The organism is uncultured Aureimonas sp. (assembly GCF_913775355.1).
Taxonomy (GTDB): domain Bacteria; phylum Pseudomonadota; class Alphaproteobacteria; order Rhizobiales; family Rhizobiaceae; genus Aureimonas.
The window spans coordinates 1-23,187 of the sequence record NZ_CAJYIU010000017.1 but is presented as its reverse complement, the minus strand read 5'-3'; the positions used below and the strand labels follow the sequence as shown (position 1 = coordinate 23,187).

Below are 23,187 nucleotides of genomic sequence, written 5' to 3'. Positions count from 1 at the left end.
GTCGTCGCCGAGCGCCGTGCCGAAGCCGCGCAGGAGAAGACCCCAGATCGCGCCGGACGTGCCGCCGGCCATGTCGGCCCAGCGGTCGCCGGCATGGGCGAGAAGCGAACCCGCCCCCGCGCCTGCGGCCAGCGCCTTGCGGGCGCCCTCGGCAGCCGCGGCCGAACCGCGACGCATGCCCTGCCCGTGGTCACCGTCGCCGGCCACCGCATCGATGCGGCCGAGTTCCTCCTCCGCCTCCGCCAGCACGGCGGCAAGCCGCTCGACGATGGCGCAGGCCTTGGCCGCATCCCGGCGGGAGGCGTCTGAGGCCGCTGCGAACGACAAGGCTTCCGCATGGCCTTCGACGGGCTTCGGCGCGGCCGCGCGGGGCTCGACGTTGCCGCGCCGGAAGGCGGCCCCGTGGGCGGGCGCCAGCCAGAGCGGCTCCAGTTCCCCGTCGAGCCAGGTGATCGTGAGCGAGCAGCCGGCCATGTCGAGGCTGGTGACGAACTCGCCGACCTCGGGCTGGACCAGCGTCAGGCCGGCGTCGCGGAGGCGGCGGGCGATATGGGTCCAGAGAACGAAGAGCTCCTCGTATTTCGTGGCGCCGAGCCCGTTGAGGAGCACGGCGACGCGCCCGCTCGCACCGGCGGGGCGCTCGGCGAGCAGCGGATCGACGAGGAGGTCGGCCAAAGCCTTCGCCGACATTGCCGTCTCGTCGCGGATGCCCGGCTCGCCGTGGATGCCGAGGCCGATCGCGACGGACCCCTTCTCGACCGTGAAGAGCGGCGCGTCGGCGCCGGGCAGCGTGCAGCCGGAAAAGGCGATGCCGAAGGACTGGGTGCGCGCGTTGGCGAGCCTTGCCAGCCGCTCCACCTCGTCGAGGGTCATGCCGGCTTCCGCCGCCGCGCCCGCGATCTTGAACACCGGCACGTCGCCGGCCACGCCGCGGCGAAGCTCGGGCGTCTCCTTCGGCGCGCTCGCCACGTCGTCGGTGACGGCGAGCACGCGCACGTCGATCCCCTCCCCGCGCAGCCGTGTCGCCGCCGCGCCGAAGTTCAGGACGTCGCCGGCATAGTTGCCGAAGCCGAGCACGATGCCGCCGCCGCGATGGGCCTGCCGGCTGATGCGCGTGACCGATTCCGTCGAGGGCGAGGCGAAGACGTCTCCCGCGACCGTCGCGTCGGCAAGTCCGACGCCGACATAGCCGCCGAAGGCCGGGTAGTGGCCCGAGCCGCCGCCGATCACCAGCGCGACCTTGCCCCGAGGCGTCTCGGTCGCCCGCACGGCGCCGCCGCGCACGGGATGCACGAGATGGGCGTTGATGTCGCAGAAGCCTTCGAGGGCGCTTTGCGCGAAACGCTCGGGCTCGTCGTGGACTAGGGTCATGCCGTGGTCTCCGGACGCGGAAGGATGCGGCGAAGATAATCGCGATTCGTGGCGCTGACCGACAGGCCGTCGCCGCCGTAGTGCTCGACCAGGAAGGGCGAGCGGAAGCCGTGGGCGAGCGCCATGCGGATCGCGGTGCGGTAGTTGATCGTGCCGAACTCGAGGGGCGCGGGCGCCGTCATGATCGCCCCGGTCGTCTCGTCCTCGATGCGCGTATAGTTCTTCACGTGCCAGAAGCCTGCGAAGGGCGCGATCTTCTCCATCATCACCTGCCAGTGCTCGACCGGGCGATGGAGGCGGATCAGGTTGCCGATGTCGGCGTTGATCCTCACGTTCGGCAGGTCGACGTCGGTGACGAAGCGCACGGCGCCGTCGGCGGTGCCGATCAGCGTGTCCTCGTACATCTCCAGCGAGATCTCGAGGCCGAGGTCGGCGGCATGGCGGCCGAGATCGCGCAGCCGCTCGACGGCGAGCGACCAGGTGCCGGCATCGGTCGGATTGCGCTCGCCCTGGACCGTCCAGAACCAGAGCGCCTTTTTCTGCGCGTCGGTGAGCGGGCCGAAGAAGCCGAAGGACACGGCGCCGGCGCCGATCTTTGCGGCCGTGTCGAGGACGCGGTGGCCGTAGGCCAGATGCGCCTTCCCGAGCGACGGGTCGATGAGGTTCTTGCGGGCGGTCGAGATCGCCGGGATCGTCAATCCGTGCGAGGCGACGACGCCTATGAACTCGTCGAGGCGCAAGGGCTCGAGGTCGGCGACGCGCAGCCAGCCATCGGTCGGGTCGAGCTCGGTGAAGCCGGCATCCGCTACGTCGGCGAGCGTCGCGGACCACTCCTCGGCGGACTGGTCCTGCGTCGACCGGCCATCCGCCAGGATACCCGGATACTGGATCATCGCGGCCGCGATCGGCCAGTTGGTACGGTCGAGCCTCGGCCCGGCTGGGTTGGACACGCGCACTCCTCCCTTACGCATGCGGATGGTTCGTCGCCCCGGCGAGACGGCCTTACTCGGCCGCCGCCCGCAGCGCGCGGCGCTGGTTGGCCATGCGCACGGCGAGGCGGAAGGCCTCGCGCGTCGCGCCGAGATCGGCTTGGCCCTTGCCGGCGATGTCGTAGGCCGTGCCGTGGGCCGGCGTGCAGAGCGGGAACGGCAGGCCGCCCATCATGGTCACGCCCTTGTCGAAACCGATCAGCTTCATCGCGATCTGGCCCTGGTCGTGGTACATGGTCAGCACCGCGTGCCAGCCTTCCTTGAAAGCGCGCAGGAAAACCGTGTCGGCCGGGAACGGCCCGTCCACCTCGTAGCCCGCGTCTTTTGCGGCGCGCACGGCGGGCTCGATGATCTCGATCTCCTCCATGCCGAAGGCGCCGCCGTCGCCGGCATGCGGGTTCAGGCCGTTGATCGCGATGCGCGGGCGCTCGATGCCCGACTGCTTGAGGCAGTCGTGCGTCAGCTTCACCTCGGCGAGGATCGCCTCGACCGACAGGTGGTCGGAGACCTCCTTCAGCGGGATGTGCGAGGTGACGCGCGCGTTCCAGACCTTCTCCAGAACGTTGAACTCGCGCACCTTGCCGGCAAAGCCGGTGACGTCGACCACGAAGCGGATCTCGTCGTCGTAGCCGGGATAGGCGTGGCGCATCGCCTGCTTGTTGAACGGCGTGAAGATCACGGCGTCGGCGTGGCCGGCATGGGCCATTTCGAGGGCGCGGCGGAAATTGGTGGTGGCGAAGGCGCCGCCCTCAAGCGTCGCCTCGCCGCGGCGCACGTCCTCGACCGCGAGGTTCTTCAGATCGATCATCACCGGGCGGGAGCCGTCGCCGATCGAGGCGACGTCGGCGGCCTCGCCGAGGTCGAGCGTCACGCCGGCTTCGCGAGCGCCGCGATCGAGAATGCGGCGGTCGCCGAACACCACGACGTGGGCGCGCTCGTTGGTCTCGGGATCGGCCAGCAGCATTGCGGCCAGCTCCGGGCTGATGCCGGCGGGGTCGCCCATGGCCAGAGCCACGATCGGACGATCGGCACCGTTGGTCGCAAAAGCCATTCCCAGTCCTCCCGAATGAAGCTTGGCGACAGGGCTACCCCATTCGCATGCACGCATCAAGCCTTTTTCATTTTGTATTCTGCATACAGCATTCGCGTTTGACGATTTCAGGTGTTTGTGATGTGTGTGAGCGCAGTGCACGCAGCCTCGACACGGGCGGGTCGGGCAGCATTTCGCCGATACGGAGGGATCGATGAGCGATACGATGTCAGCGTCGCGTCCGGTCGACGGCATGTCCGGGTCGGAGCTCGGGCGCATCTCGCGCACCTCGCTGCACGACACGATCGTCGGGCGGCTGCGCGACATGATCATCGAGGGAGCGCTGGAGCCCGGCTCACGGCTGCACGAGGGCCAGCTCGGCGAGCAGCTCGGCGTCTCCCGCACCCCCTTGCGCGAGGCGATCAAGTATCTGGCGAGCGAAGGTCTCGTGGAACTCGTGCCGAGCCGCGGCGCCGTGGTCCGGCGGTTCGACCGCAAGGACGTCCACGACATGCTCGTCGTCCTGCGCGAGCTGGAGCATCTGGCGGGCCGGCTCGCCTGCGAGGCCGGCAGCGACGCGGGGATCGCCGCCGTTCGGCGCGCGCACGACGCGATGATCGATCGCTACCGGGCGGGCGACCGCCTCGCCTACTACAAGCTCAACCAGGAGATCCACAGCCGCATCGTCGAGCTGACGGGCAACGCCGCGCTGGCGCATGTCCATGCGGGACTTCAGATGCGGCTGAAGCGCGTTCGCTTCATCGCCCACGAGGGGGCGGACAAGTGGGCGGCGGCCGTCGCCGAGCACGAGGAAATGATCGCCGCGCTCGAAAGGCGCGACGGGCCCGCCCTGTCGGAGATCCTCACCCGCCACCTGTCCCGCGCCTGGGACCGCGTGGCGGACATGATCTGACGGCTCAGGCCTCCGCTGCGGCGGGCGCGGTCAGGCGCTTGTCCCAGTCCAGCATCCGCCCCTTCAGCGCCGAGCGGAAGCGCGCGGCCTTCGGGAAGTCCCAGTTCGGATCGCCGCCGAGGAAGAGGTCGAGGAAGGGGATCGCAAGGTCCGGGTCGCTCGCGACGTTCTCGCGGAACGACGCCCAAGACCTCAGTTCCAGCGCTTGCGACGACAGGTGGATGCCCTCGAGATCCTGTTCCGCCAGCACCTTGTCGAGCACCGTGATGCAGAACTCGAAATAGAAGACGCCCTCCGGCCAGAAGGCGACGAGCGCCTCCTCCGGCCGGGCGAGGTCGCCGCCCTTCGGTCGCACCGCGCCGCCCGTCACCGGACGGTTGCGGATGAGGCTCGACAGGAGGATGCCGGCCGCGAAATGGCTGAAGTCGCGCCGGTCGCGATCGGCAAGCGAGCGCTGCGCGTCGAACTGGCGCACCCATTCGAGGAAGGCGCGCGTCAGGCTGCGCTGCGTCAGCGCCATGTCGACGCCGTAGCGCGCGTTGAACTGCGTGAGCGCGAGATCCACCGTGCGCGAGAAATCCCCGAGCCGACGGATCGAGCGGCGGAGCGACTGGCGCCCGCCGGCGTCGGTGGTCTCGAGACTGAGCGTCAGGACGGGATCGTTCACGGGACGCGGCGCCTTGTCTGCGGGTGGGTCAGGGAAGATAGGGGATCGTCGCCCGCCAGGCAGCGGCGAGATCGGCAAAGCGCCCGTCGCGCAGCAGCGTGCGCCACTGCGGCCCTTCGGCCTCGACCGCGCGCTGCGCGCCGAGAAGCGCCACCGTGCCCGACGCTCCGCTGTCGCGCCGCACGAGAACGCCGAGCCAGACCGCCAGCGCCATGTGATCGTTCACCGCCGCACTGTCTTCCGGATCAACGGGACCCAGCGCGCTGGTGAGGCAGGGCCGCGCCGCGCCGACCGCGGCAAGGCGCCCCGCCGCACGGGCCGCGGCCGTCACCGTATCCTCGTCGCGGACGCGACGGCCGAGATCCTCGGACGCCATCGCCAGCCGCAACTCCGACACCACAGCGTCGCGCGGGCCGCCGAGCGACAAGACCTCGCGGCAAAGCGTGTAGAGATCGGCGCTCTCGACCGACGCCCCTGCCCCCATCAGCGAGGTCGCCATGCGGTCCAGCGTGCGCGAAACGTCGGCGCCGCCGCGCGGGATGACGCGCTCGGCCACCCTCTCGGCGCGCGACAGCACCCCGTCCGCCATCCGGGCGAGACGTCTTGCCGGCTCCGGCGTGCCGATCAGCCGGGCCGAGATCGTGCCCGCCGCCGCTTCTTGGCGAATCGACGTCCGCAGGTCCCGGATGCCTTCCTTGAGCGGCAGCGTCAGATTATGGGGATGGGGCAACATGAAGCTCTCCGAACTGGTCCGACGAATACCATACGAACGGCGGAAGCATGAGACGTTTTCCTGACAGCGCGCAGACCTGCTCCTCCAACGCGCGACGGCCTGCATGCGATGCTTCGCGCCGGGGGCTTTCGTGAAGGGCCGCTCGCGCAACGGCGCGGAAGCGCCGGCCACCGACACCCGCGCCGACCGCATGCGCGTGCGAGCGGCGTGGATGTACTACGTCGAGGAGATGACGCAGAGCGACATCGCCGCGGCTCTCGACATCGGCCGCGTCAGCGTGGTGCGCCTTCTGGCCGAGGCGCGGGCGCGTGGCGAGGTGCGCATCTCGGTGTCCGGGGCGCTGGCCGAGCTGACCGAGGCCGAGCGGGCGCTCGAACGCCGCTACGGCCTGCGCAGCGCGGTCGTCGCTCCGGCGCCCGGCAAGGGCGAGGACCCGTCCAGCGCCATCAGCGCGGCGATCGGCGGCGTCCTGTCCGGCGCGGTGGCGAGCGGGATGACGGTCGGGCTCGGATGGGGCCGCACGCTCCTCGAATCGCTGCCCTTCATCGAGCCGCGCGCGTTGGAGGAAATGCGCGTCGTCTCGCTGCTCGGCGGCATCAATCAGGCGCATCGCTTCAACCCGGCGGAGTTCGTCTGGCGCTTCGCGCAGATCTTCAACGGCGACGCCTTCCTTCTCAGCGCCCCGGCGATCGTCGACAGCCCGGAAACGAAGACCGCCCTCGTCGAGCGCTGCGGCCTCGGCTCGACGCTGGAGATGGCGGACAAGCTCGACCTCGTGGTCCTCAGCGTCGGCGGCATCGAGAAGAACGCGACGACCTACCGCACCGGCTATATCGCCGAGGCCGAGCGGCGTTCGCTGGAGAAGGCCGGCGCGGTGGGCGATCTTCTGTTTCATTTTCTGGACCGCGACGGAAACTTGGTGGATCATGCCATCAACGAGCGCATCGTCTCCGCCGACATGGCGGCGATTCGCAGAGCGCCCGAGCGGATCCTCGCATCGGGCGGCCCCGAGAAGATCGCGGTCCTCAAGGCCGCCCTCGCCTTTCTGAAGCCGACGGTGCTGGTCACCGACGAGACCACGGCCCAGCGGCTTCTCGACTGACCCGAGCCCTTTCAACGAACATGTTGACACAACGCAAGTCAAATGTTCACTTGACCGAAAGGAAGCGGGGACGGACGCTTTCCGGGAGGCGAAGGGCATGACGGGTTGGCAGATCGCGCTGGCGCTCCTGGCGCTGGCTTGGGCGCTTCAATGCGTGGGGACCGTGATTCAGGTACGGCGCTACCGCGACGCGTTCCGCGATCTCAGCGCCTCGTCGGATGACGGGTGGATGGGTGTCGGCAAGGGCGGCAGCGCCCTGCGCGGCGCGGCCATCGCCATGATCACCGTCTCGCCGGACGGCCGGGTGCGCCGGGCGACGAGCCTCGAGGGCCGCACGGTCTTTGCCAAGGCACGGCGCCTGCCCGACCTCGAAGGCCGGTCGATGGCTGACGTGCGGGCCGATGCCGGGACGCGCCGCCGCGAACCGCTGGCCGCCGCGATCCTCAGCGCACTCGACCAGATCGATCAGGCCCGCTCGCGCCAGACCGCGGCACCGGCAGCCGAGCACGGCGAGCCGCTGCCGGCCTGATCCCGGCCGACGGGACCAAACTATTCGACACGAACGTCGCAACGCCCCGACGCGGGCACGGCTGGGAGGGCCGACTATGCTGACGATGATGATGCTGGCGCAGGGGGCGGCGGATCTGGCCGCCCACGGCGCCATCCACGCCCAGACCCTGGCCGACCCCGCCCTTGCGGCCGCGCTGACCGATGCGGCCGCGCACCACGGCGCCGGCGCCGCCGACGCCGCCCAGCACGGCGCGACGCTACTCGCACAGGCGACCGATCCCGGCGCGGCGGGCACGGCGGCGGCGACCGCCCCGGCGTCCGGCGGCGGCGCGATCTCGGCCGACGAATACGCGCGGCGGGTGCAGCAGTTGTCCGCCACCGGCAACCAGGAAGAACAGCTCGGCTGGCTGGCGACGATCGGCCGCCACTTCATCGGCGTCTTCCAGAAGGGCGGCGAGGTCTTCCTCGGCTTCGTCACCGGCATCATCCCGACGCTGGTCGTGCTGATGACGGCCTTCTACGCGCTCACCGGCATGATCGGCGAGGAGCGCGTCCACGGCCTCGCCCAGAAGGCCGGTCGCATCGCGCTGACCCGCTACACCGTGCTGCCGGTCCTCTCGATGTTCTTCCTGACCAACCCGATGGCCTACACGTTCGGGACCTTCCTCGAAGAAAAGCACAAGCCGGCCTTCTACGATTCGGCCGTCTCCTTCTGCCACCCGATCCTCGGGCTCTTCCCGCATGCCAATGCCGGCGAATACTTCGTCTGGGGCGGCGTGCTGGTGGCGCTCCTCGAGCTCGAGAACCGCGGCGTCATCCCGGCCGGCTACCACATCAATCTCGCGATCTACTACTTCATCGTCGGCGTGGTGGTGATCCTCCTGCGCGGCATCATCACCGAGCGCGTCACGCGCTTCCTCGCCGCGCGCGAAGGCGTGACGCTCTAAAGCCCCGGGGAGGATCGAACCCATGACCAAGACCTTCAAGGCCATTCGCGTTTCGCAGGGCAAGGGCGGCTGGGGCGGCCCGCTGGTGATCCAGCCGACGCCCGAGCGCGACAAGATCGTGGCGGTGACCGGCGGCGGCATCCCGGCCGTCGCGCAGCGCCTCGCCGAACTGACGGGCGCCACCGTCGTCGACGGGTTCCGCAACCCGCCGCTCGAATCAGAGATGGCCGCCGTCGTGATCGACTGCGGCGGCACGGCCCGCTGCGGCGTCTACGCCCGCAAGCGCATCCCGACCATCAACATCATGCCGGTCGGGCAGTCCGGCCCGCTCGCCCAGTTCATCACCGAGGACATCTACGTCTCCGGCGTGACCCCGGACGACATGGCGCCGGCCGACGGCACCGCCGCACCAGCGGGACAACAGGCCGCCTCGCCCGCCGCTATGGGCCAGCCGACCGCTGCGCCCCGCTCGTTCTCCTCGCCTGCCGAGGCGACCGCCGCGCTCGGCGGCGCGATGCCGGCCTCGAACCAGGGCGGCCTCATCGGCGCGATCACCAGCGTCGGCCGCGTCATGGGCCGCGCGGTCGGCATCTTCTTCAATGCCGGCCGGCGCACGATCGACATGGTGGTGCGCAACGTCCTGCCGTTCATGGCCTTCGTGACCATGCTGATCGGCATCATCCTCTACACCGGCATCGGCGACCTCCTCGCCGCGCCGCTCGGGCCGCTCGCCAACAACATCCTCGGGCTCATCGTCCTGTCGGCGATCTGCGCCCTGCCGTTCCTGTCGCCGATCCTCGGCCCCGGCGCGGTCATCGCGCAGGTCATCGGCGTCGCCATCATCGGCCCGCAGATCGCCAACGGTACCATCGCCCCGGCGATGGCCCTGCCGGCGCTGTTCGCCTACAACGCGCAGGTCGGCTGCGACTTCGTGCCGGTCGGCCTCGCGCTCGGCGAAGCCAAGCCGAAGACGATCGAGATCGGCGTGCCGGCGGTGCTCATCAGCCGCCAGATCACCGGGCCGATCGCCGTCCTGATCGCCTGGGGCGCGAGCTTCCTGCTCTGACACGACAAGGCGGGGCGGATGCGCCTCTGCCCGCCCCGCCCTATCCCTGACCGCGGGCCCTGCCCGCCCGAGGAGCCTTCATGACCCAGTTCCTGCGCACCCGCGTCACCGCCGTCGGGCCGGACGTTCCCGATCTTCTGGAAGGCGGCGTCCTCATTCTCTTCGCCGACGGCGCCCCGCCGGAGCTTGCCGAAGTCTCCGTCCTGCATTCGGTGGTCGGCGAGCCGACCGTCGAGGCGCCGGCCGCCGGCGTCCCGATCCGTGTCGGTGCGGTCGAAGCCCGTCTGACCGGCATCGGCGATCTCGCCTGGGCCAAGGTGCGCGACATCGGCCACGTCGTCATCAACTTCAACGGCCTCGCCGCGCCTGAGCGTCCGGGCGAGCTGACGGCAAGCGCGGTCGATGGCGGCGAGCTTGCGGCCGCCCTCCAGCCCGGCGCCGAGATCGTCATCGGCGACTGAGCCTCCCTGCCCTCACCATCGGATTTCGAGCCATGATCGAGCGCTCCGTCGTCGTGCGCGTCCACGACGGTCTCCATGCACGCCCGGCCACGCAGTTCGTGAAGCTCGCCAAGAGCTTCGCCTGCGACGTTGAGATCCGCTCCAACGGCCGGGGCGCCAGCACCAAGAGCGCCGTCAAGCTCATGCTGCTCGGCGTGAAGGAGAACGACGAGGCGACCTTGAGGGCCGAGGGCGAGGACGCGGCCGACGCCGTCGCCGCGCTCGCGACCTTCCTGCAGACGCCCGACGCCGGCGACATCGATCTGACGGCTGCCGCCAAGCCGGCCGCCTCGTCGGTGCCGGTCTCGCCCGCTCCGCAGGCCTCCTCCGCCGATCGCGGCGTGCCGGCCAGCGAGGGCACCGCGATCGGCCCGGCCTTCGCCTTCTTTCCCGCAGGCCTGGACATTCAGCCGCGTCGCCTCGGCCCGGACGAGATCGCGCCCGAACAGGCGCGCTACCGCACCGCCCTCGCCGCCACCGTCGCCTCATTCCGCGAGGCGCGAACGCGCCCAGGCCTGCGCCGCGACGACGCGGCGATCATCGACGCGCTGGTCGAGGTCGCCGAAGATTCCGATTTCATCGCCGCAGTGGACGGCGCGATCGGCGCGGGGCGGGATGCGCCGAGCGCCGTCGAGGAGGCGGGGCGTTCGATCGCGGCGAGCTTCGAGGCTCTGACTGACCCGTACCTGCGCGCCCGCGCCGAGGATATCCGCTCGGTGACGCGGGCAATCATCCTTTCGCTTCTCGGCCGCCGTGACATGACGCTGGCGGACCTTCCGAAGGGCGCCGTGATCGTCGCCGACGAGATCGCGGCGCTCGATCTCGCCAAGGCGACGCTCGCCGACATCGGCGGCATCGTCTGCCGCAAGGGCGCGGCGACGAGCCATGTCGCCATCATGGCGCGCGCCCACGGCATCCCGGCCGTCCTCGGCTTCCCCGTGGACGAAGCGCGGCTGAAGTCCGCCGGAACGATCGCGCTCGACGGATCGAACGGCGAGGTCGCGCTCGACCCGGACGCCGAGACGGCCGCCCGCTTCACCGGCGCGATCGAGCGCGAGGCCGCGGAACGCTCCGCGCTCGACGCCTACCGCACGGTCGAGCCGCAGACGCGCGACGGACGGCGCATCGAGATCGCCGCCAATCTCGGCTCGCTCGCCGAGATCGAGGCGGCACAGAATGCCGGGGCGATGGGCGTCGGCCTGTTCCGCACCGAGTTCCTCTTCATGGAACGCCGCACCCTGCCCGGCGAGGACGAGCAGGCCGAGACCTACACGAAGCTGGCCGAAGCCTTCGCGCCGCATCCGGTGGTGATCCGCACGCTCGACATCGGTGGCGACAAGCCGGTGGCCGGCATCGATTTCGAGCACGAGGACAATCCATTCCTAGGCTGGCGCGGCGTACGCATGTGCCTGGAGCGGCCCGACGTCTTCAAGCCGCAACTGCGCGCGCTCCTGCGCGCGAGCATCGTCGGCAACGTCAAGATCCTGCTTCCGATGATCGCCGACGTCGGCGAGGTTCGCGCCGTGCGCGCGCTGCTGGACGAGTGCCGCGCCGAGCTCGCTGCGGCCGGCCACCCGCACGGCGCGTTCGAACTCGGCGTTATGATCGAGACGCCGGCGGCCGTCTTCGTCGCCGACGAGATCGCGGCCGAGGTCGACTTCTTCTCCGTCGGCACCAACGATCTGACGCAATACGTGATGGCCGCAGACCGGCTGAACCCGCGCGTCGCCAAGCTCAACCGCACCGAGCACCCGGCGGTGCTGGCCGCGATCCGCATGGCGGCCGACGCGGCGCGCAAGGCCGGCATCTGGATCGGAGTCTGCGGCGAGGCCGCGGCCCGCCCCGACCTCATTCCCTTCTTCGTCGAGAACGGCGTCACCGAGCTTTCGATGAGCGCAGCCTCCATCCCCCGCGCCAAGAAGTGCGTGACGGAAATCTGACCGGCCGACGCTGATCCGATCGGTCAGGGCTCCTGGATCGACGTCGCGCGTCCCGTCTCCCGCAGGAAGGTGCGGGTCATCTCGTCGGCGGTTGCCAGCACGGCGAGATTCGCGTCGAAGGCGAAGGTCGCCATGATCCCGTCGACGGTCTCCTTCAGGACGTCGACGTCCGGCACGGCCGCGTAGCCGTGCGGATCGGCATAGGGCGCTTCCGGGTCGTATTCCTGGGTCACCGCCCCGGGATCGGGCTCGACGGACACCTGCGTTCCCGCCGCGCCCGACGGGCCGGAAACGCTTGTCTGCATCGCACGAAGCGGGACGTAGGGCGCGCCCGACGACGAGGTCGCGCCGACGGCGGGAATGGCCGGCGGCGCTGGGTCGGGGCCCGCGCGCGACTGCTGGTTGGCGAGGTTGGACGCAACGACGCTCAGTTGAGCGCTCGCCGCCGCCATGCCCGAGCGGGCGATCGATGCGACATCCATGGAACCGGCTCCCGAAGGTCTGGAGCCTGATCGTCGCGCCGCACGTCGAAACGAAGCGGAAAGAAAATCCGTCGAACTTGCCGCGTCTCGTTCATTTCCGGGCCGCCGAAAACCAGCGGCCCGGAGCCCTCAGCGCGCCATCTCCGCGGCGATCTCGTCATAGGTGCGGGCGACGAAGTCGGCGCCGGCATCGCGCAGGCTCTCGCCGGTGTTGGCGAGGAGATGCGCGCCGCCGAGGAAGCCGTAGGCGACCATGCCGGCAGCCTTGGCGCCCATGATGCCGAAGCGCGAGTCCTCGATCACCAGCGAGCGGGCGGGGTCGAAGCCCATGCGGCTCGCGGCATGAAGCACGAGGTCGGGCTCAGGCTTGCCGCGCTTCACGTCGTGCGAGGAAAAGATCGCGTCGGGCGAGAAGAACCGATCGAGGCCGGTAACCTTCAAGCTGTGGCGGATGCGCTCGTGGTCGGAGGAGGACGCGACGCAGCGCGGCAGGTCCGAGCGCTCGAGGAATTCGAGGATGCCGGGCGTGGGCCTGAGTTCCTGCGTGAACAGCGCCTTGGTCTCGGTCCAGAAGCGCGGATGGTATTCCTGATCCAGGGCGCGGCCGGTCTTCTCCTCGATGCCCTTCAGGATGTCGGCCATCTTCATCCCGACCACGGCATTGACCATGTCGGCCGTGACCTCGATGCCGGCCTGCCGGTAGACCGACTGCATCGCGCGGCGGGCGAGGACCTCGCTGTCGACCAGCACGCCGTCGCAGTCGAAGATGATGCCGTCGAACTCGGCCATGGATGGTCTCCCCTTTTCGCCGCCCGAACGCGGGACGCGCAAGGCCGCCCCGGCGGTCCGGAGCGGCCTTGCGACACCTTCCCGCCCGTGGCTTGGCGCGGCGATTGAAAGCCGGCCGGACGACGGACTAGCGTGTCAGCTCGTGAAGCAGGCGGGCGACGTCGCCCTTCTGCTCGATCTGCGGCATATGTCCCGTCCTCGGGAAAACATGCAAGGCGATCCGCCCCGGCAGCCCGGCGAAATGGCGCACGGGGACCACGCGGTCCTCGATACCGGCGACGATCTTCACCGGCATGGCGAGATGCGGGAGGAGGTCGCGCACCGAGACGTGCTGCGCGCCGTTCGAGAAGAGGTGCGTGCCGAGCCGGGTCTGCGCGTCCGCCTGCCGGCCATCCGCCCGTCCGCGCGCGGTCGCCCGCACGAAGCCATCGGAGATGGCGCCCGCATCGGCGACGAGATGGCGAAGCCAGGTGCGCACCGGAGCCTCGGCTGTCGCGCGGGCGAAGCCTTCGGTGAAGCCGGTGTCGATGTCGGGGCCGAAGCCGGCCGGCGACAGGAGCATCAGCGAGCGCACGTCGGTCGCCGTGCCGCTGGCGACCGACGTAGCGACGGCGCCGCCGAGCGAATGGCCGACGAGATGGCAGCTCGTCACCCCGAGCGCGATCAGCGTCTCCTCGACGCCCGACACCAGCGCGTCGAACCCGTCCGCCTCCTGGTCGAGCGACGCGCCGTGGCCGGGCAGGTCGATGCCGAGCACCGGGTTGGACCCGGTCAACTCGCCGAGCAGCGGACGCCAGCTTGCGGTTTCCGATCCGAACCCGTGGATGAGGACGATCGGAACGCCCTCGCCCTCGCGCAGACGCGTGACGGCGAGTGGGGTCGCCGTATCGTTGGCCGGCGCCGGGGCCCGTGCGGCAGGGGCCGCCTTCGGGGTGCACGAAAATGCCGGCTGTGCCGTTCCGACGCCGTCGGGCTTCGACGCGGCGACGGCAGGCTGCGGCGCCTTGACCTCGGACTTGGCGGCAGCCGCTGCTTCCACGTCGTCGCGCCCGATGCGGCCGAGCGGCCCGCTGCCGGTCACGGTGGCGAGATCGATCCCGCGTTCGCGCGCGATCCGGCGGGCAAGCGGCGTCGCACGCACGCCGCGGCGCTCGCCCTCGGCCTCGGCCTCCTGTTTCGCGTCCGCGGGCGGCGTAGCCTCCGCGACCGCCGGGACCACCTCGGCCGGTGCGGACTTGGAGTCGGTTTCGACGTCGGGATCGGGCTCGACCTTGGTCTCGACCGAACCGCCGGCCGCGGCGGCGTCGTAGGCCTCGCCCTCGGCATAGATCCAGGCGACAGGCGCGCCGACCGCGATGTCGACGCCTTCCGTGCCGGTCACGTTGCGCAGCGTCCCGCTCGCCGGCGCATCCACTTCCATGGCCGCCTTGTCGGTCTCGATCTCGAAGAGCGGCTCGCCCTTCTTGATCACGTCGCCTTCCTTGTAGAACCAGCGCGAGATCTGGCCGGTCGCCATGTCCATGTCGACCTTGGGCAGGATCACTTCGGTCGGCATGGCCTCAACGCTCCCTCTTGTGGAGTGCGCGCACGGCCGAGACGATGTCGGGAACCTGCGGCACGACCGCCTTTTCCAGTTCGGGATTGTAGGGGATTGGCGACTCCGCGCCGCCGAGGCGCACGATCGGCGCGTCGAGATAGTCGAACGCATCGCTCTCGGCGATCATCGCGGCGATCTCGGCGCCGACGCCGAGCGTTTTCACACCCTCGTAGACGCAGACGAGGCGCCCGGTCTTCATCACGCTCTTCATGATGGTCTCGCGGTCCATCGGGCGCACGGTGCGAAGGTCGACGACCTCGACATCAATCCCGTCCTTGGCCAGTTCCTCGGCCGCCGCGAGCGCCTTGTGGACCATGATGGCCGAGGCGACGATCGTGAGATCGCGGCCCACGCGCACCACGGCCGCCTTGCCGATCGGCACGGTGTAGCGGCCTTCCGGCACGATACCCTTCGACTTGTAGAGGATCTTGTGCTCGAAGATCATGACCGGATCGGGATCGTCGATCGCGGCCAGCAGCATGCCCTTGGCGTCGTGCGGGGTCGAGGGCTGCAGAACCTTCAGACCGGGCACGTGGCCGAACCAGGCCTCGAGGCTCTGGGAATGCTGGGCCGCCGCGCCCGTGCCGGAGCCTGCGGGAAAGCGCATGACGAGCGGCACCGAGACGTTGCCGCCGAGCATGAAGCGGAGCTTGGCCGCCTGGTTGACGATCTGCTCCATCGCGAGCGTCGCGAAGTCCGAGAACTGGAACTCGTAGATCGGCTTCATGCCGGTGAGCGCCGCGCCCACCGCCACGCCCGCGCCGCCGAGCTCGGCGATCGGGGTGTCGATCACGCGGTCCGCGCCGAAGCGGTGGACGAGGTCGCCCGTCACCTGGAAGGCGCCGCCGTAGACGCCGATGTCCTCGCCCATGATGAAGACGCGGGGGTCCTCCTCCATGGCGATGGCGATCGCCTCCTGGATCGCCTGGGCATAGGAAAGCTCGCGGCCGCCAGCCGCGTTCGCAAGTTCGCTCATCGGAACAATCCTTGGGGTCGGCTGCGGAAGCCGATTAAACCGTGTAGACGAAACGCGTCGCGTCGGACGGGTCGGGCGACGGGGAGTTCTTGGCGAACTCGATGCCGTCTGCGATCTCGCGCTCGACGCCGGCGCGGATCTCTTCCACTTCGTTCTCGGTCACGATGCCGTACTGGATCAGCTCGGCCTCGAAGCGGCCGATCGGGTCCTTCGAGATCCAGTCGTCGATCTCTTCCTTGGTGCGGTAGCGGTTGCGGTCGCTCTTGGAGTGGCCGCGATGGCGGTAGGTCTTGCACTCGATGAGGGTCGGCCCCTCGCCCCGGCGCGCCCGCTCGATGGCGGTGACGGATGCCTCGGACACGTCCGACAGCGAGTTGCCGTCCACCGTGACGCCTGGCATCGAGTAGGCCACCGCGCGATCGGCAATGTTCTTGACCGCGGTCGAGCGCTCGGTCGAGACCGACATGCCGTACTTGTTGTTCTCGCACACGAACACGACCGGCAGCTTCCAGATCGAAGCCATGTTGAGGGCCTCGTGGAAGGCGCCCTCGTTGTTGGCGCCGTCGCCGAAGAAGGAGATCACGACGTCGTCGCGCTTCTGCATCTTCATGGAGAGCGCGGCGCCGACCGCGATGGGCAGGCCGCCGCCGACGATGCCGTTGGCCCCGAGATTTCCCTTGGTCACGTCCGCGATGTGCATCGAGCCGCCGCGACCACGGCAATAGCCCGTCTCCTTGCCGAAGAACTCGGCGAACATCCGGCCGACTTCCGCACCCTTGGCGATGCAGTGGCCGTGGCCGCGATGGGTGGAGGTGATCTGGTCGGTGTCGGTCAGCGGCAGACAGATGCCGACCGCAGACGCTTCCTGGCCGATCGACAGGTGCATCGTGCCGTGGATGAGGCCGCGCATGTAGCTCTCCTCCGCCCCTTCCTCGAATCGGCGGATGAGATGCATCTGGCGCAGCGCGTCCTTCAGGACGGCCGGCTCGAAGTGGCGGAAGGCGAAGGGGCGGTTATCCCCCTCGCGCGCGCCGGAGGACGAGGGCGCCGCGTCGGCGACCTCGGAAACCTGGGGCATGACGGACATGGCCTGTCTCTCCTGATCGGATCACTCGGCCGCAGCGGCGAAACGCCCGTCGGCCTGGTCAAGACGACGGCGGATCTGGGTGATCACCAGGCTGTCGTCCGGCTCGCAGTTGGCATAGGTCAGCTTTTCGCCGGCCTTGATCGGCTTGATGACGCGCGCCCGCTCGGCAAGGCCCAGCGGCAGGGCGCCCTCGTTGCGCGCGCCTTCCCAGGTCATGGCGAAGCCGCGATAGTCGTACTCGCCGATCTTGCCGAGCGTGTCGCCGGGGTTGAGATCGCGCTTGGCGAGCGTCACGCACTCGGCGACCGGACGGTCGGCGGGGATGAGGTCCGGCGCCTTCTTCACCACCGCGCGCACGGCCGAGAGCGGCACTTCGAGCGAGGTCAAATGATAGGGGCGGAAGATCGTGTAGTTCGGGCCGGGGCCCATCTTGAGGTCGCTCATGCGCTCCAGCACGCGGTCGTGCTTCGGCTTCACGATGCAGAAGACGCCCGGCGCGACGCCCTTGCCGATGGAATAGTCGACCTTGCCGGTGCCCGACAGGACGCCGCCGTCCTCTTTGGTGCAGAGCACGGAAGCCAGCTCGTCGCGCGTGGCGGCGGGGCCGTGCATGCCCGGAACGTCCGGCACGAGGCCGGTCGCGTTGGCGACGGCGACCATCTCGATCATGGTCTTGGAGCCGTCCACGAACTCGACCAACATGCGCGCGTTCATGTTGCGCTGGCGGGCTTCCTCCTCGTAGGCGTCCGGCGTGGCGTCGAACTTCAGCGGGTTGTTCTTGCCCTTGCCGGCGCAGACGATGTCAAAGCCGAGCGACTGGGCGAAGCCGATGATCTCGATCGTGGCCGCCGGCTCGTCGCCCGCGGCGCCCGTGTAGACGACGCCGGCCTTAGCGGCCTCCTCGCGCAGGAAGCGCCCGATGGTGATGTCGGCCTCGACGTTCAGCATCACGACATGCTTGCCGTTCTTGAACGCTTCCAGCGCGATCAGCGTGCCGACGTTCGGGTTGCCCGTCGCGTCGATGATGACGTCGATGCGGCCCGACGAGCAGAGCGCCTTGTAGTCTTCGGTCAGCGCGACCTTGCCGCCCTCGATCGCGCGGTCGATGTCGTTGGTGCCTGAAGCGTGGACGAACTCGGTGCCCGCCATGCGCAGCGCGGCTTCGGCGCCCGCGACGTTCAGCTCGGACAAGGCGCCCAGGCGCACGCCCGGCATCAGCGTCAGCTGCACCACCATGTCGGTGCCCATTTGACCCGACCCGGCGAGGCCGACGGTCACGGGGCCGTTCTTGTCGGCATAAGCCTGGAGCTCGGCCGCGAGGCCAACCTGAAGAATCGTCATCGCTGTTCCTCCCTTGGGAAGCATAAGTACATTTGTCTTCTCATGAAGACAAGAGTTCATAAACGGCTCGAAGCGGATTTTTCAGCCGTCGAGCAGCCGCTCGGCCGTCCGCTCGTCGGTCACGAGGATTTCGGGCGACAGGAGCGTCATCGCGGCGCGAATCGCGGGGAACTTCGACCAGCCGCCGCTGGCGAGCACCGTGCGCCGGGCATCGACGAGGCGGCGCGGATCGACGGCGAGCACCCGGTCGTTGACGGAATGATCGAGCACCCGCCCCTCGGCGTCGATGAAGCGGCACAGGACGTCGCCGACGGCCCCCGCCCGCTCCAGGCTGTCGAGGTCGGCCCGTTCCAGAAGGCCGTAGTGGACGAAGATCGAGTCGCGCGTGAAATCGCCGACCGACAGGATCGCGAGGTCGAGCCGGTCGGTGCGCCGGAACACCTCGGCGATGCCGCGATGGTTGAGGAGCGCGTCGCGCGTCGCCCTGTCCGGCGCGAAGACCGGGCAGGCCAGCATGTAGCAGTCGCCGCCGATCCGGTCGGCGAAGCGCCAGGCGAATTCCGAGGGGTTGGACAGGCTGACATGGGTCAGCCCGCCGAGCATCGAGATCGTGGTGGAGCGGGCGTAGACCAGCGGCTCGACGAAGGGCAGCGACGAGGACAAGGTTCGTCCCCAGCCGAGCCCGATCGTCATGCCGTCGGCGAGAAGGTCGGGCAGGAGCTGGCCGAGCGCCGCGCCGATCATGGCGGGCAGCTGCGCCTCGTCCTGCGGGTCGGGCACGACCACGACGCGCTCCATGTCGAAGCGGGCGCGCACCTCGCGCTCCAGCCGTGCGCAGCGGGCGATCGGCGAGGTGACGCGGATTTGGACGGTGCCGTCCTCGCGCGCGGCGGCCAGCATGCGCAGGACGCGCGTGCGGGTCAGCCCCAGGATCTTGGCGACCTGATCCTGCGTCAGCCCTTCCATGTAGTAGAGCCAGGCGGCGCGCGCCTTGATGTCGTCGCTGTCGGTGGAGGACACGGCCAGCCTTTCGCCCGAGGAAATCGTCTCCCTCGGGTTTAGCCCTTCGCCGGCGGGTCCGGACAGCCCCACCGAGCCGCCGCGTGCGCGCCAGCCCATCGTTCAGCCCGCCGTATCGGTGAGGGCCGGCCGGCTCACGCCGCCGTCCGGGCGGTGCCGTGCACCTCGATCGTCGGGGTCCGCGTCGCGCGGCCGGTGAAGGCCAGCGTCTGGTCGAACGAGGTGACGCCCGCCTGGCTGCCGAGGCCGAGCGCGTTCTGCGCCGAGGTCGCCTGCGCGAACCGCACCATGGCTTCCGGGTCCATGCCCCGCACGAGGCCGGTCGCGATGCCGGCGTTGAACGCGTCGCCGCAACCGCAGGAGCAGATCATCTCGATGTCGAAGGCCGGCATCAGGAAGCGGTCGCCATTGGCGTGGCGATAGTAGGCGCCGTTCTCTCCGAGCGTAAGGATGCAGCAGGTCACGCCCTTGTCGAGGAAGAAGCGCGAGACGTCCTCGACGTCCTCCAGCCCCGACAGGACGCGCGCCTCCTCGATCGAAGGCAGGAAATAGTCGGTATGCGGCAGGAGGCCGACGACGTTCTCGAGATCCTTCTCGGCCGCCGCGAAGACGTCGACCGTGGTGATCGCACCGCGGCGCTTGGCCTCGGCGAAGAGCTCGGCGCTCGGGGACCCGTCCATGCGGTCCATCAGGCCGACGCCGCCCAGATGCACGACCGTGGCGTCGAGCACCTGGTCCCACATGTCCGGCGTGATCGCGAAGGCGCCGGTCGCGCCCTTCATGTGGAGCGCCGGGCGCGACCCGTCGGCGCGTGTCAGGACGATCGAGGTCGAGGTGCCGACGCCCTTGAGGCGCTGCATCGTCGAGATGTCGACGCCGAAGCTCGCGAGCCGGTCGAGCACCCATCCCGCCATCAGGTCGTCGCCGACAGCGCCCACCGCAAGGCAGTTCAGCCCGTGCTTGGCCGCCGCGATCACGGCCGCGCCCGCCGCGCCGGAGACGGCGAGATCGATCTCCTCGATGAACTGCGTCCCGCCGCCCGGCGGGATGGCGCCCACGGGGCGGCCGAGGCAGTCGAAGGTGTAGAAGCCGATCGAAGCGTAGTCGTAGCGCATCGCGCGTTCCTCCCAGAAGATGACGGACCTCTTCCCGATCCGGCGGGGCGTGTGGATGTCAGGCCGCGGCGAGGCGGATTGCCTCGACCTCGTCGCTCAAGGCCGGCGTCACCCGGCCCGACAGGGCGAGGTCGGTCCGTCGGCGCAGAATGTCGTCCGCGGTGCGGACCTTCTCGTTCGCCGCGATCCAGGCGATCTCGGCGACGTGGTGGTCGGGCGCGGCACCGAGCGTGCGCCCATCCGAGGCGCCAATCGCCTCGGCGATGGGGCGGGCGCGCGTGCCGTAGCGGCGAAGGAGACGCTCACCGACACCTTCCGGCCCGCCGGCCGTCGTCGCCAACTCGCGCACGAGTCCCTGGTGGCCGGCCGCGTCCTTCGGAAACGCCGCGCCACCGCCGATCGGTAGTTCCGCCGTCGAGGCACGGCGCTGTCGCCCGAGGCGCGGCAGGATCCGGTCCGCGACCTCCTCGGAGAACCCGCGATAGGTCGTCCACTTGCCGCCGATCAGCGAGAGGACCGGCACGTCGGTGCCCGGCAGGCGCTCCTCGGCGATCGAATGGTCTCGGCTGATCGCGCCGGGATCGTCGACATCGGCATTGGGAAGCGGACGTACGCCGCAGAAGGCGTAGACGACGTCCTCCCGCCGGATCACGATTCTAGGGAAGACCTCGGAGACGACGCCGATCATGTAGGCGATCTCCTCCTCGCTCACCCGCGCCTCGTCCGGGTGGGCGACCGGAATGTCGGTCGAGCCGATGAGGACGCGGCCCTTGAACGGATAGAGGAGATTCACCCGGCCGTCGGCCGAGCCGAAATAGACCATGCGGCCGCCGAGCGCGGCCAGAAGCTCGGGGTGGTCCACCACGACGTGGCTGCCCTTGGTGCCGCCCATGTGTCGCGTGTTGAGGCCGAGCGCGGCGTTGACGCCGTCGATCCAGGCACCCCCGGCATTCACCACCACGTCGCCGCGCACCCATTCGCGCGCGCCGGTCAGGACGTCCTCGATCTCGATCGCGCCGCCGGCCGCCGAGCGCACCTTCGTGTAGCTGCGCGCCTCGCTGCCCGGATTGTCCTTGAGGGCATCGAGCACAAGTTCGAGGCCGAGCCGCTCGGCATGGTCGAGCCGGGCCTCATAATAGAGGCCGACCGCCGTGATCGCGGGATCGAGACCCTTCAGTTCGGCGCGGGCGCGGCGTCCGCCGATGAAGCGGTGCACCGGCATGGTGCGGAAGCGCCGGCCGAACGCGTCGTACATCGTCAGGCCGAGCTTGGTGATGATCGCGCCGCGATCGTTGAGCTTGGCCTTCAGGCCGAGGAAGCGCTTGATCGAGGGCACGATGCCGCCGAACCAGGAGCGCACGGGAAGCGCTGTCTCCAGCGGCGTCACGAAGTGCGGTGCGTTGCGCAGGAGGATGTTGCGCTCCTCCGCCGACTGGCGCACCAGTCGGAACTCGCCCGTCTCCAGGTATTTCAGGCCCCCGTGCATCAGGCGCGACGACGATTCGCTCGCGCCCGAACAGAAGTCGCCGCGATCGATCAGCAGGCAGTCGACCCCCTGCAGGCTGAGGTCGCGGAACGTGCCGATACCGTTGATGCCGGCGCCGATGATGACGACCGGAAAGTGACGGGCGGGGGAGGAAGCAGTGCTCATGATCAGGATACGATGGCGACCTTGATGGCATCGCCTCGGGCGGCGGTCTCCAGCGCCTCGCCGATCGCCGGAAGGGCGAAACGATGCGTCAGGAACGGTTTGGTATCAAGCTGTCCCGACGCGATGAGGTTCAGCGACTTCTCGAACTGGAGGCGCGTCAGGCCGAAGGAGCCGGTCACGATCAGCTCGTTGTAGTGGATCGCGTTGACGTCGAGCGGCGCCATCTCGCCCTTGTTGAAGCCGGCGAACAGCGAGACGCGGCCCCGCAGGCGGGCCAGGCCGAGGGCGTCGTTGGCCAGCGAGGGCACACCGATCGCGACGATCACGACGTCGGCGCCGATGCCGCCCGATTCGCCCCGAACGATCGCCTTGAGATCCTGGTTGACCGGATCGACCACGACGTCGGCGCCCGCCCTCAGCGCGGCCTCGCGGCGGGCCGGGTTCGGCTCCGAGACGATGATGCGGCGCGCGCCCGACAGACGGGCGACCTTGACGTGCAGGAGGCCGATTGGGCCGGAGCCGAGAATGGCCACCACATCGCCGCGCTCGACGCCGACCTTCTCCTGTCCGTTGATGACGCAGGCGAGCGGCTCGGCGAGCGCCGCCTCCTCGAAGGAGATGCCGTCCGGCATCGGAAAGACGTTGCCGGTCTCGAGCGCCCGGCCGGGAATGCGGATGTATTCGGCAAAGGCGCCGTCGACCTCGTAGCCAATCGCCGTCAGGTTCTCGCAGACGTTCTCGAGGCCGCGCTTGCAGTATGCGCAATGACCGCAGGCGATCGCCGGATCGACGCACACCGCGTCACCCACCTTGAAGCGCGAGGAGCCGCCGGCATCGACGATCTCGCCGGAAAACTCGTGGCCGAGCACCGAGGGGTAGCGGACGCCCATGGTCTTGCGGCCCGAGACGATACGGATATCGGTGCCGCAGATCGTAGCGGCACGGACCTTCAGCACCAGATCGCCGCGCTCAGGCGTCGGGTCGGCGACGTCGCCTAACAGGACGTCGTTGGGAGCGCGCAGGAGGGCAGCTTTCATGACAGTCCATCCGAGTTGAAGGAAACCACAGGGCTTTCGCCCCTCGCGGCGAGATGTATCCCGCAACTTTGTTTTTTGTAAAGCGCAAAAGTTTCGCTGCAGTCCATTTTAACGTAAGGTTGCAACGCACTCACTCATGACGCCGGTCTTATGGCCTGCCGGCGACGCATGATCACATGGCGAAGCGCTTCGATCGGTTCACATGGACCGAAGTTTCTCTGATCAAATGTATTGACGCATGACAGAAAGTGCGAGAGACCGTTGGGGACAGGTGAGCCGGGGAAGACGGCTTGCCACGCGGCGCCACGCCGCTTGGATCCGGGG

General features: G+C 69.5%; 22 protein-coding genes. 7 read left to right on the top strand and 15 right to left on the bottom strand.

From position 1 onward, the window contains the following. From QZ753_RS01300 to QZ753_RS01290, 3 genes are all read right to left on the bottom strand, one after another. The coding region (locus QZ753_RS01300; RefSeq protein WP_294640494.1) for a dihydroxyacetone kinase family protein at positions 1-1,371 on the bottom strand (1,371 nt) is incomplete at its 3' end. Beyond that, entirely contained in the window at positions 1,368-2,264 is an 897-nt protein-coding gene (locus QZ753_RS01295; RefSeq protein WP_294640498.1) for a sugar phosphate isomerase/epimerase, read from the bottom strand. The genes QZ753_RS01300 and QZ753_RS01295, both read right to left, overlap by 4 nt. A 109-nt stretch (positions 2,265-2,373) precedes the next feature. Further along, a complete protein-coding gene (locus QZ753_RS01290; RefSeq protein WP_294640492.1) occupies positions 2,374-3,411 on the bottom strand; it encodes a 4-hydroxythreonine-4-phosphate dehydrogenase PdxA in 1,038 nt (345 codons plus the stop codon). 205 nt (positions 3,412-3,616) lie between these two features. Between QZ753_RS01290 and QZ753_RS01285 the strand changes: the two genes are divergently transcribed. Beyond that, positions 3,617-4,303, top strand: a complete 687-nt coding sequence (locus QZ753_RS01285; RefSeq protein WP_294640496.1) for a GntR family transcriptional regulator — start codon at positions 3,617-3,619, stop codon at positions 4,301-4,303. Between the two features lie 4 nt (positions 4,304-4,307). Here QZ753_RS01285 and QZ753_RS01280 read toward each other — a convergent pair whose 3' ends face one another. After that, on the bottom strand, positions 4,308-4,970 hold the full coding sequence (locus QZ753_RS01280) for a hypothetical protein (protein ID WP_294640490.1): 663 nt from the start codon (positions 4,968-4,970) through the stop codon (positions 4,308-4,310). A gap of 28 nt (positions 4,971-4,998) precedes the next feature. Next, positions 4,999-5,703 carry a hypothetical protein gene (locus QZ753_RS01275; RefSeq protein ID WP_294640488.1) on the bottom strand — a complete coding sequence of 235 codons (705 nt, stop codon included), beginning with the start codon at positions 5,701-5,703 and terminating at the stop codon, positions 4,999-5,001. 103 nt (positions 5,704-5,806) lie between these two features. On the opposite strand from QZ753_RS01275, the gene QZ753_RS01270 reads away from it, so the two are divergent. The 6 genes from QZ753_RS01270 to ptsP all read left to right on the top strand — a co-directional run bounded on the left by QZ753_RS01270 (position 5,807) and on the right by ptsP (position 11,768). Then, positions 5,807-6,805, top strand: coding sequence for a sugar-binding transcriptional regulator (locus QZ753_RS01270; RefSeq protein ID WP_294640486.1), 999 nt, complete (start codon positions 5,807-5,809; stop codon positions 6,803-6,805). Between the two features lie 97 nt (positions 6,806-6,902). Further along, positions 6,903-7,334 (top strand): transcriptional regulator GutM, encoded by a 432-nt coding sequence (locus tag QZ753_RS01265; RefSeq protein WP_294640485.1) that lies wholly within the window; start codon positions 6,903-6,905, stop codon positions 7,332-7,334. 76 nt (positions 7,335-7,410) lie between these two features. After that, positions 7,411-8,262 (top strand): PTS glucitol/sorbitol transporter subunit IIC, encoded by an 852-nt coding sequence (locus tag QZ753_RS01260; RefSeq protein ID WP_294640484.1) that lies wholly within the window; start codon positions 7,411-7,413, stop codon positions 8,260-8,262. Between the two features lie 22 nt (positions 8,263-8,284). Continuing rightward, entirely contained in the window at positions 8,285-9,328 is a 1,044-nt protein-coding gene (locus tag QZ753_RS01255; protein ID WP_294640483.1) for a PTS glucitol/sorbitol transporter subunit IIB, read from the top strand. 80 nt (positions 9,329-9,408) lie between these two features. Next, positions 9,409-9,789 (top strand): PTS glucitol/sorbitol transporter subunit IIA, encoded by a 381-nt coding sequence (locus QZ753_RS01250; protein ID WP_294640481.1) that lies wholly within the window; start codon positions 9,409-9,411, stop codon positions 9,787-9,789. Positions 9,790-9,821: 32 nt separating this feature from the next. After that, positions 9,822-11,768 (top strand): phosphoenolpyruvate--protein phosphotransferase, encoded by a 1,947-nt coding sequence (ptsP, locus tag QZ753_RS01245; protein ID WP_294640479.1) that lies wholly within the window; start codon positions 9,822-9,824, stop codon positions 11,766-11,768. A gap of 23 nt (positions 11,769-11,791) precedes the next feature. Here the strand turns inward: ptsP and QZ753_RS01240 are convergent, their stop codons facing one another. From QZ753_RS01240 to QZ753_RS01195, 10 genes are all read right to left on the bottom strand, one after another. Next, the gene (locus QZ753_RS01240) at positions 11,792-12,250 is read right to left on the bottom strand and encodes a flagellar basal body rod C-terminal domain-containing protein (protein WP_294640477.1); all 459 of its coding nucleotides are present in this window, start codon (positions 12,248-12,250) and stop codon (positions 11,792-11,794) included. A 129-nt stretch (positions 12,251-12,379) separates the two neighbouring features. Beyond that, complete coding sequence (locus QZ753_RS01235) at positions 12,380-13,039, bottom strand: HAD family phosphatase (protein WP_294640475.1); 660 nt, start codon at positions 13,037-13,039, stop codon at positions 12,380-12,382. A gap of 127 nt (positions 13,040-13,166) precedes the next feature. Further along, a complete protein-coding gene (locus QZ753_RS01230) occupies positions 13,167-14,594 on the bottom strand; it encodes an acetoin dehydrogenase dihydrolipoyllysine-residue acetyltransferase subunit (RefSeq protein ID WP_294640473.1) in 1,428 nt (475 codons plus the stop codon). 4 nt (positions 14,595-14,598) lie between these two features. Further along, a complete protein-coding gene (locus tag QZ753_RS01225) occupies positions 14,599-15,612 on the bottom strand; it encodes an alpha-ketoacid dehydrogenase subunit beta (RefSeq protein WP_294640472.1) in 1,014 nt (337 codons plus the stop codon). Positions 15,613-15,646: 34 nt separating this feature from the next. After that, the gene (locus QZ753_RS01220; protein ID WP_294640471.1) at positions 15,647-16,699 is read right to left on the bottom strand and encodes a thiamine pyrophosphate-dependent dehydrogenase E1 component subunit alpha; all 1,053 of its coding nucleotides are present in this window, start codon (positions 16,697-16,699) and stop codon (positions 15,647-15,649) included. 21 nt (positions 16,700-16,720) lie between these two features. Then, positions 16,721-18,040 (bottom strand): homoserine dehydrogenase, encoded by a 1,320-nt coding sequence (locus tag QZ753_RS01215; protein ID WP_294640469.1) that lies wholly within the window; start codon positions 18,038-18,040, stop codon positions 16,721-16,723. 81 nt (positions 18,041-18,121) lie between these two features. Then, positions 18,122-19,060, bottom strand: a complete 939-nt coding sequence (locus QZ753_RS01210; RefSeq protein WP_294640468.1) for a sugar-binding transcriptional regulator — start codon at positions 19,058-19,060, stop codon at positions 18,122-18,124. Positions 19,061-19,194: 134 nt separating this feature from the next. Next, positions 19,195-20,175 (bottom strand): carbohydrate kinase family protein, encoded by a 981-nt coding sequence (locus tag QZ753_RS01205; RefSeq protein ID WP_294640466.1) that lies wholly within the window; start codon positions 20,173-20,175, stop codon positions 19,195-19,197. A 58-nt stretch (positions 20,176-20,233) separates the two neighbouring features. Beyond that, complete coding sequence (locus QZ753_RS01200; protein ID WP_294640464.1) at positions 20,234-21,826, bottom strand: glycerol-3-phosphate dehydrogenase/oxidase; 1,593 nt, start codon at positions 21,824-21,826, stop codon at positions 20,234-20,236. Between the two features lie 2 nt (positions 21,827-21,828). Then, complete coding sequence (locus QZ753_RS01195; RefSeq protein ID WP_294640462.1) at positions 21,829-22,863, bottom strand: zinc-dependent dehydrogenase; 1,035 nt, start codon at positions 22,861-22,863, stop codon at positions 21,829-21,831. Positions 22,864-23,187: the final 324 nt, after the last annotated feature.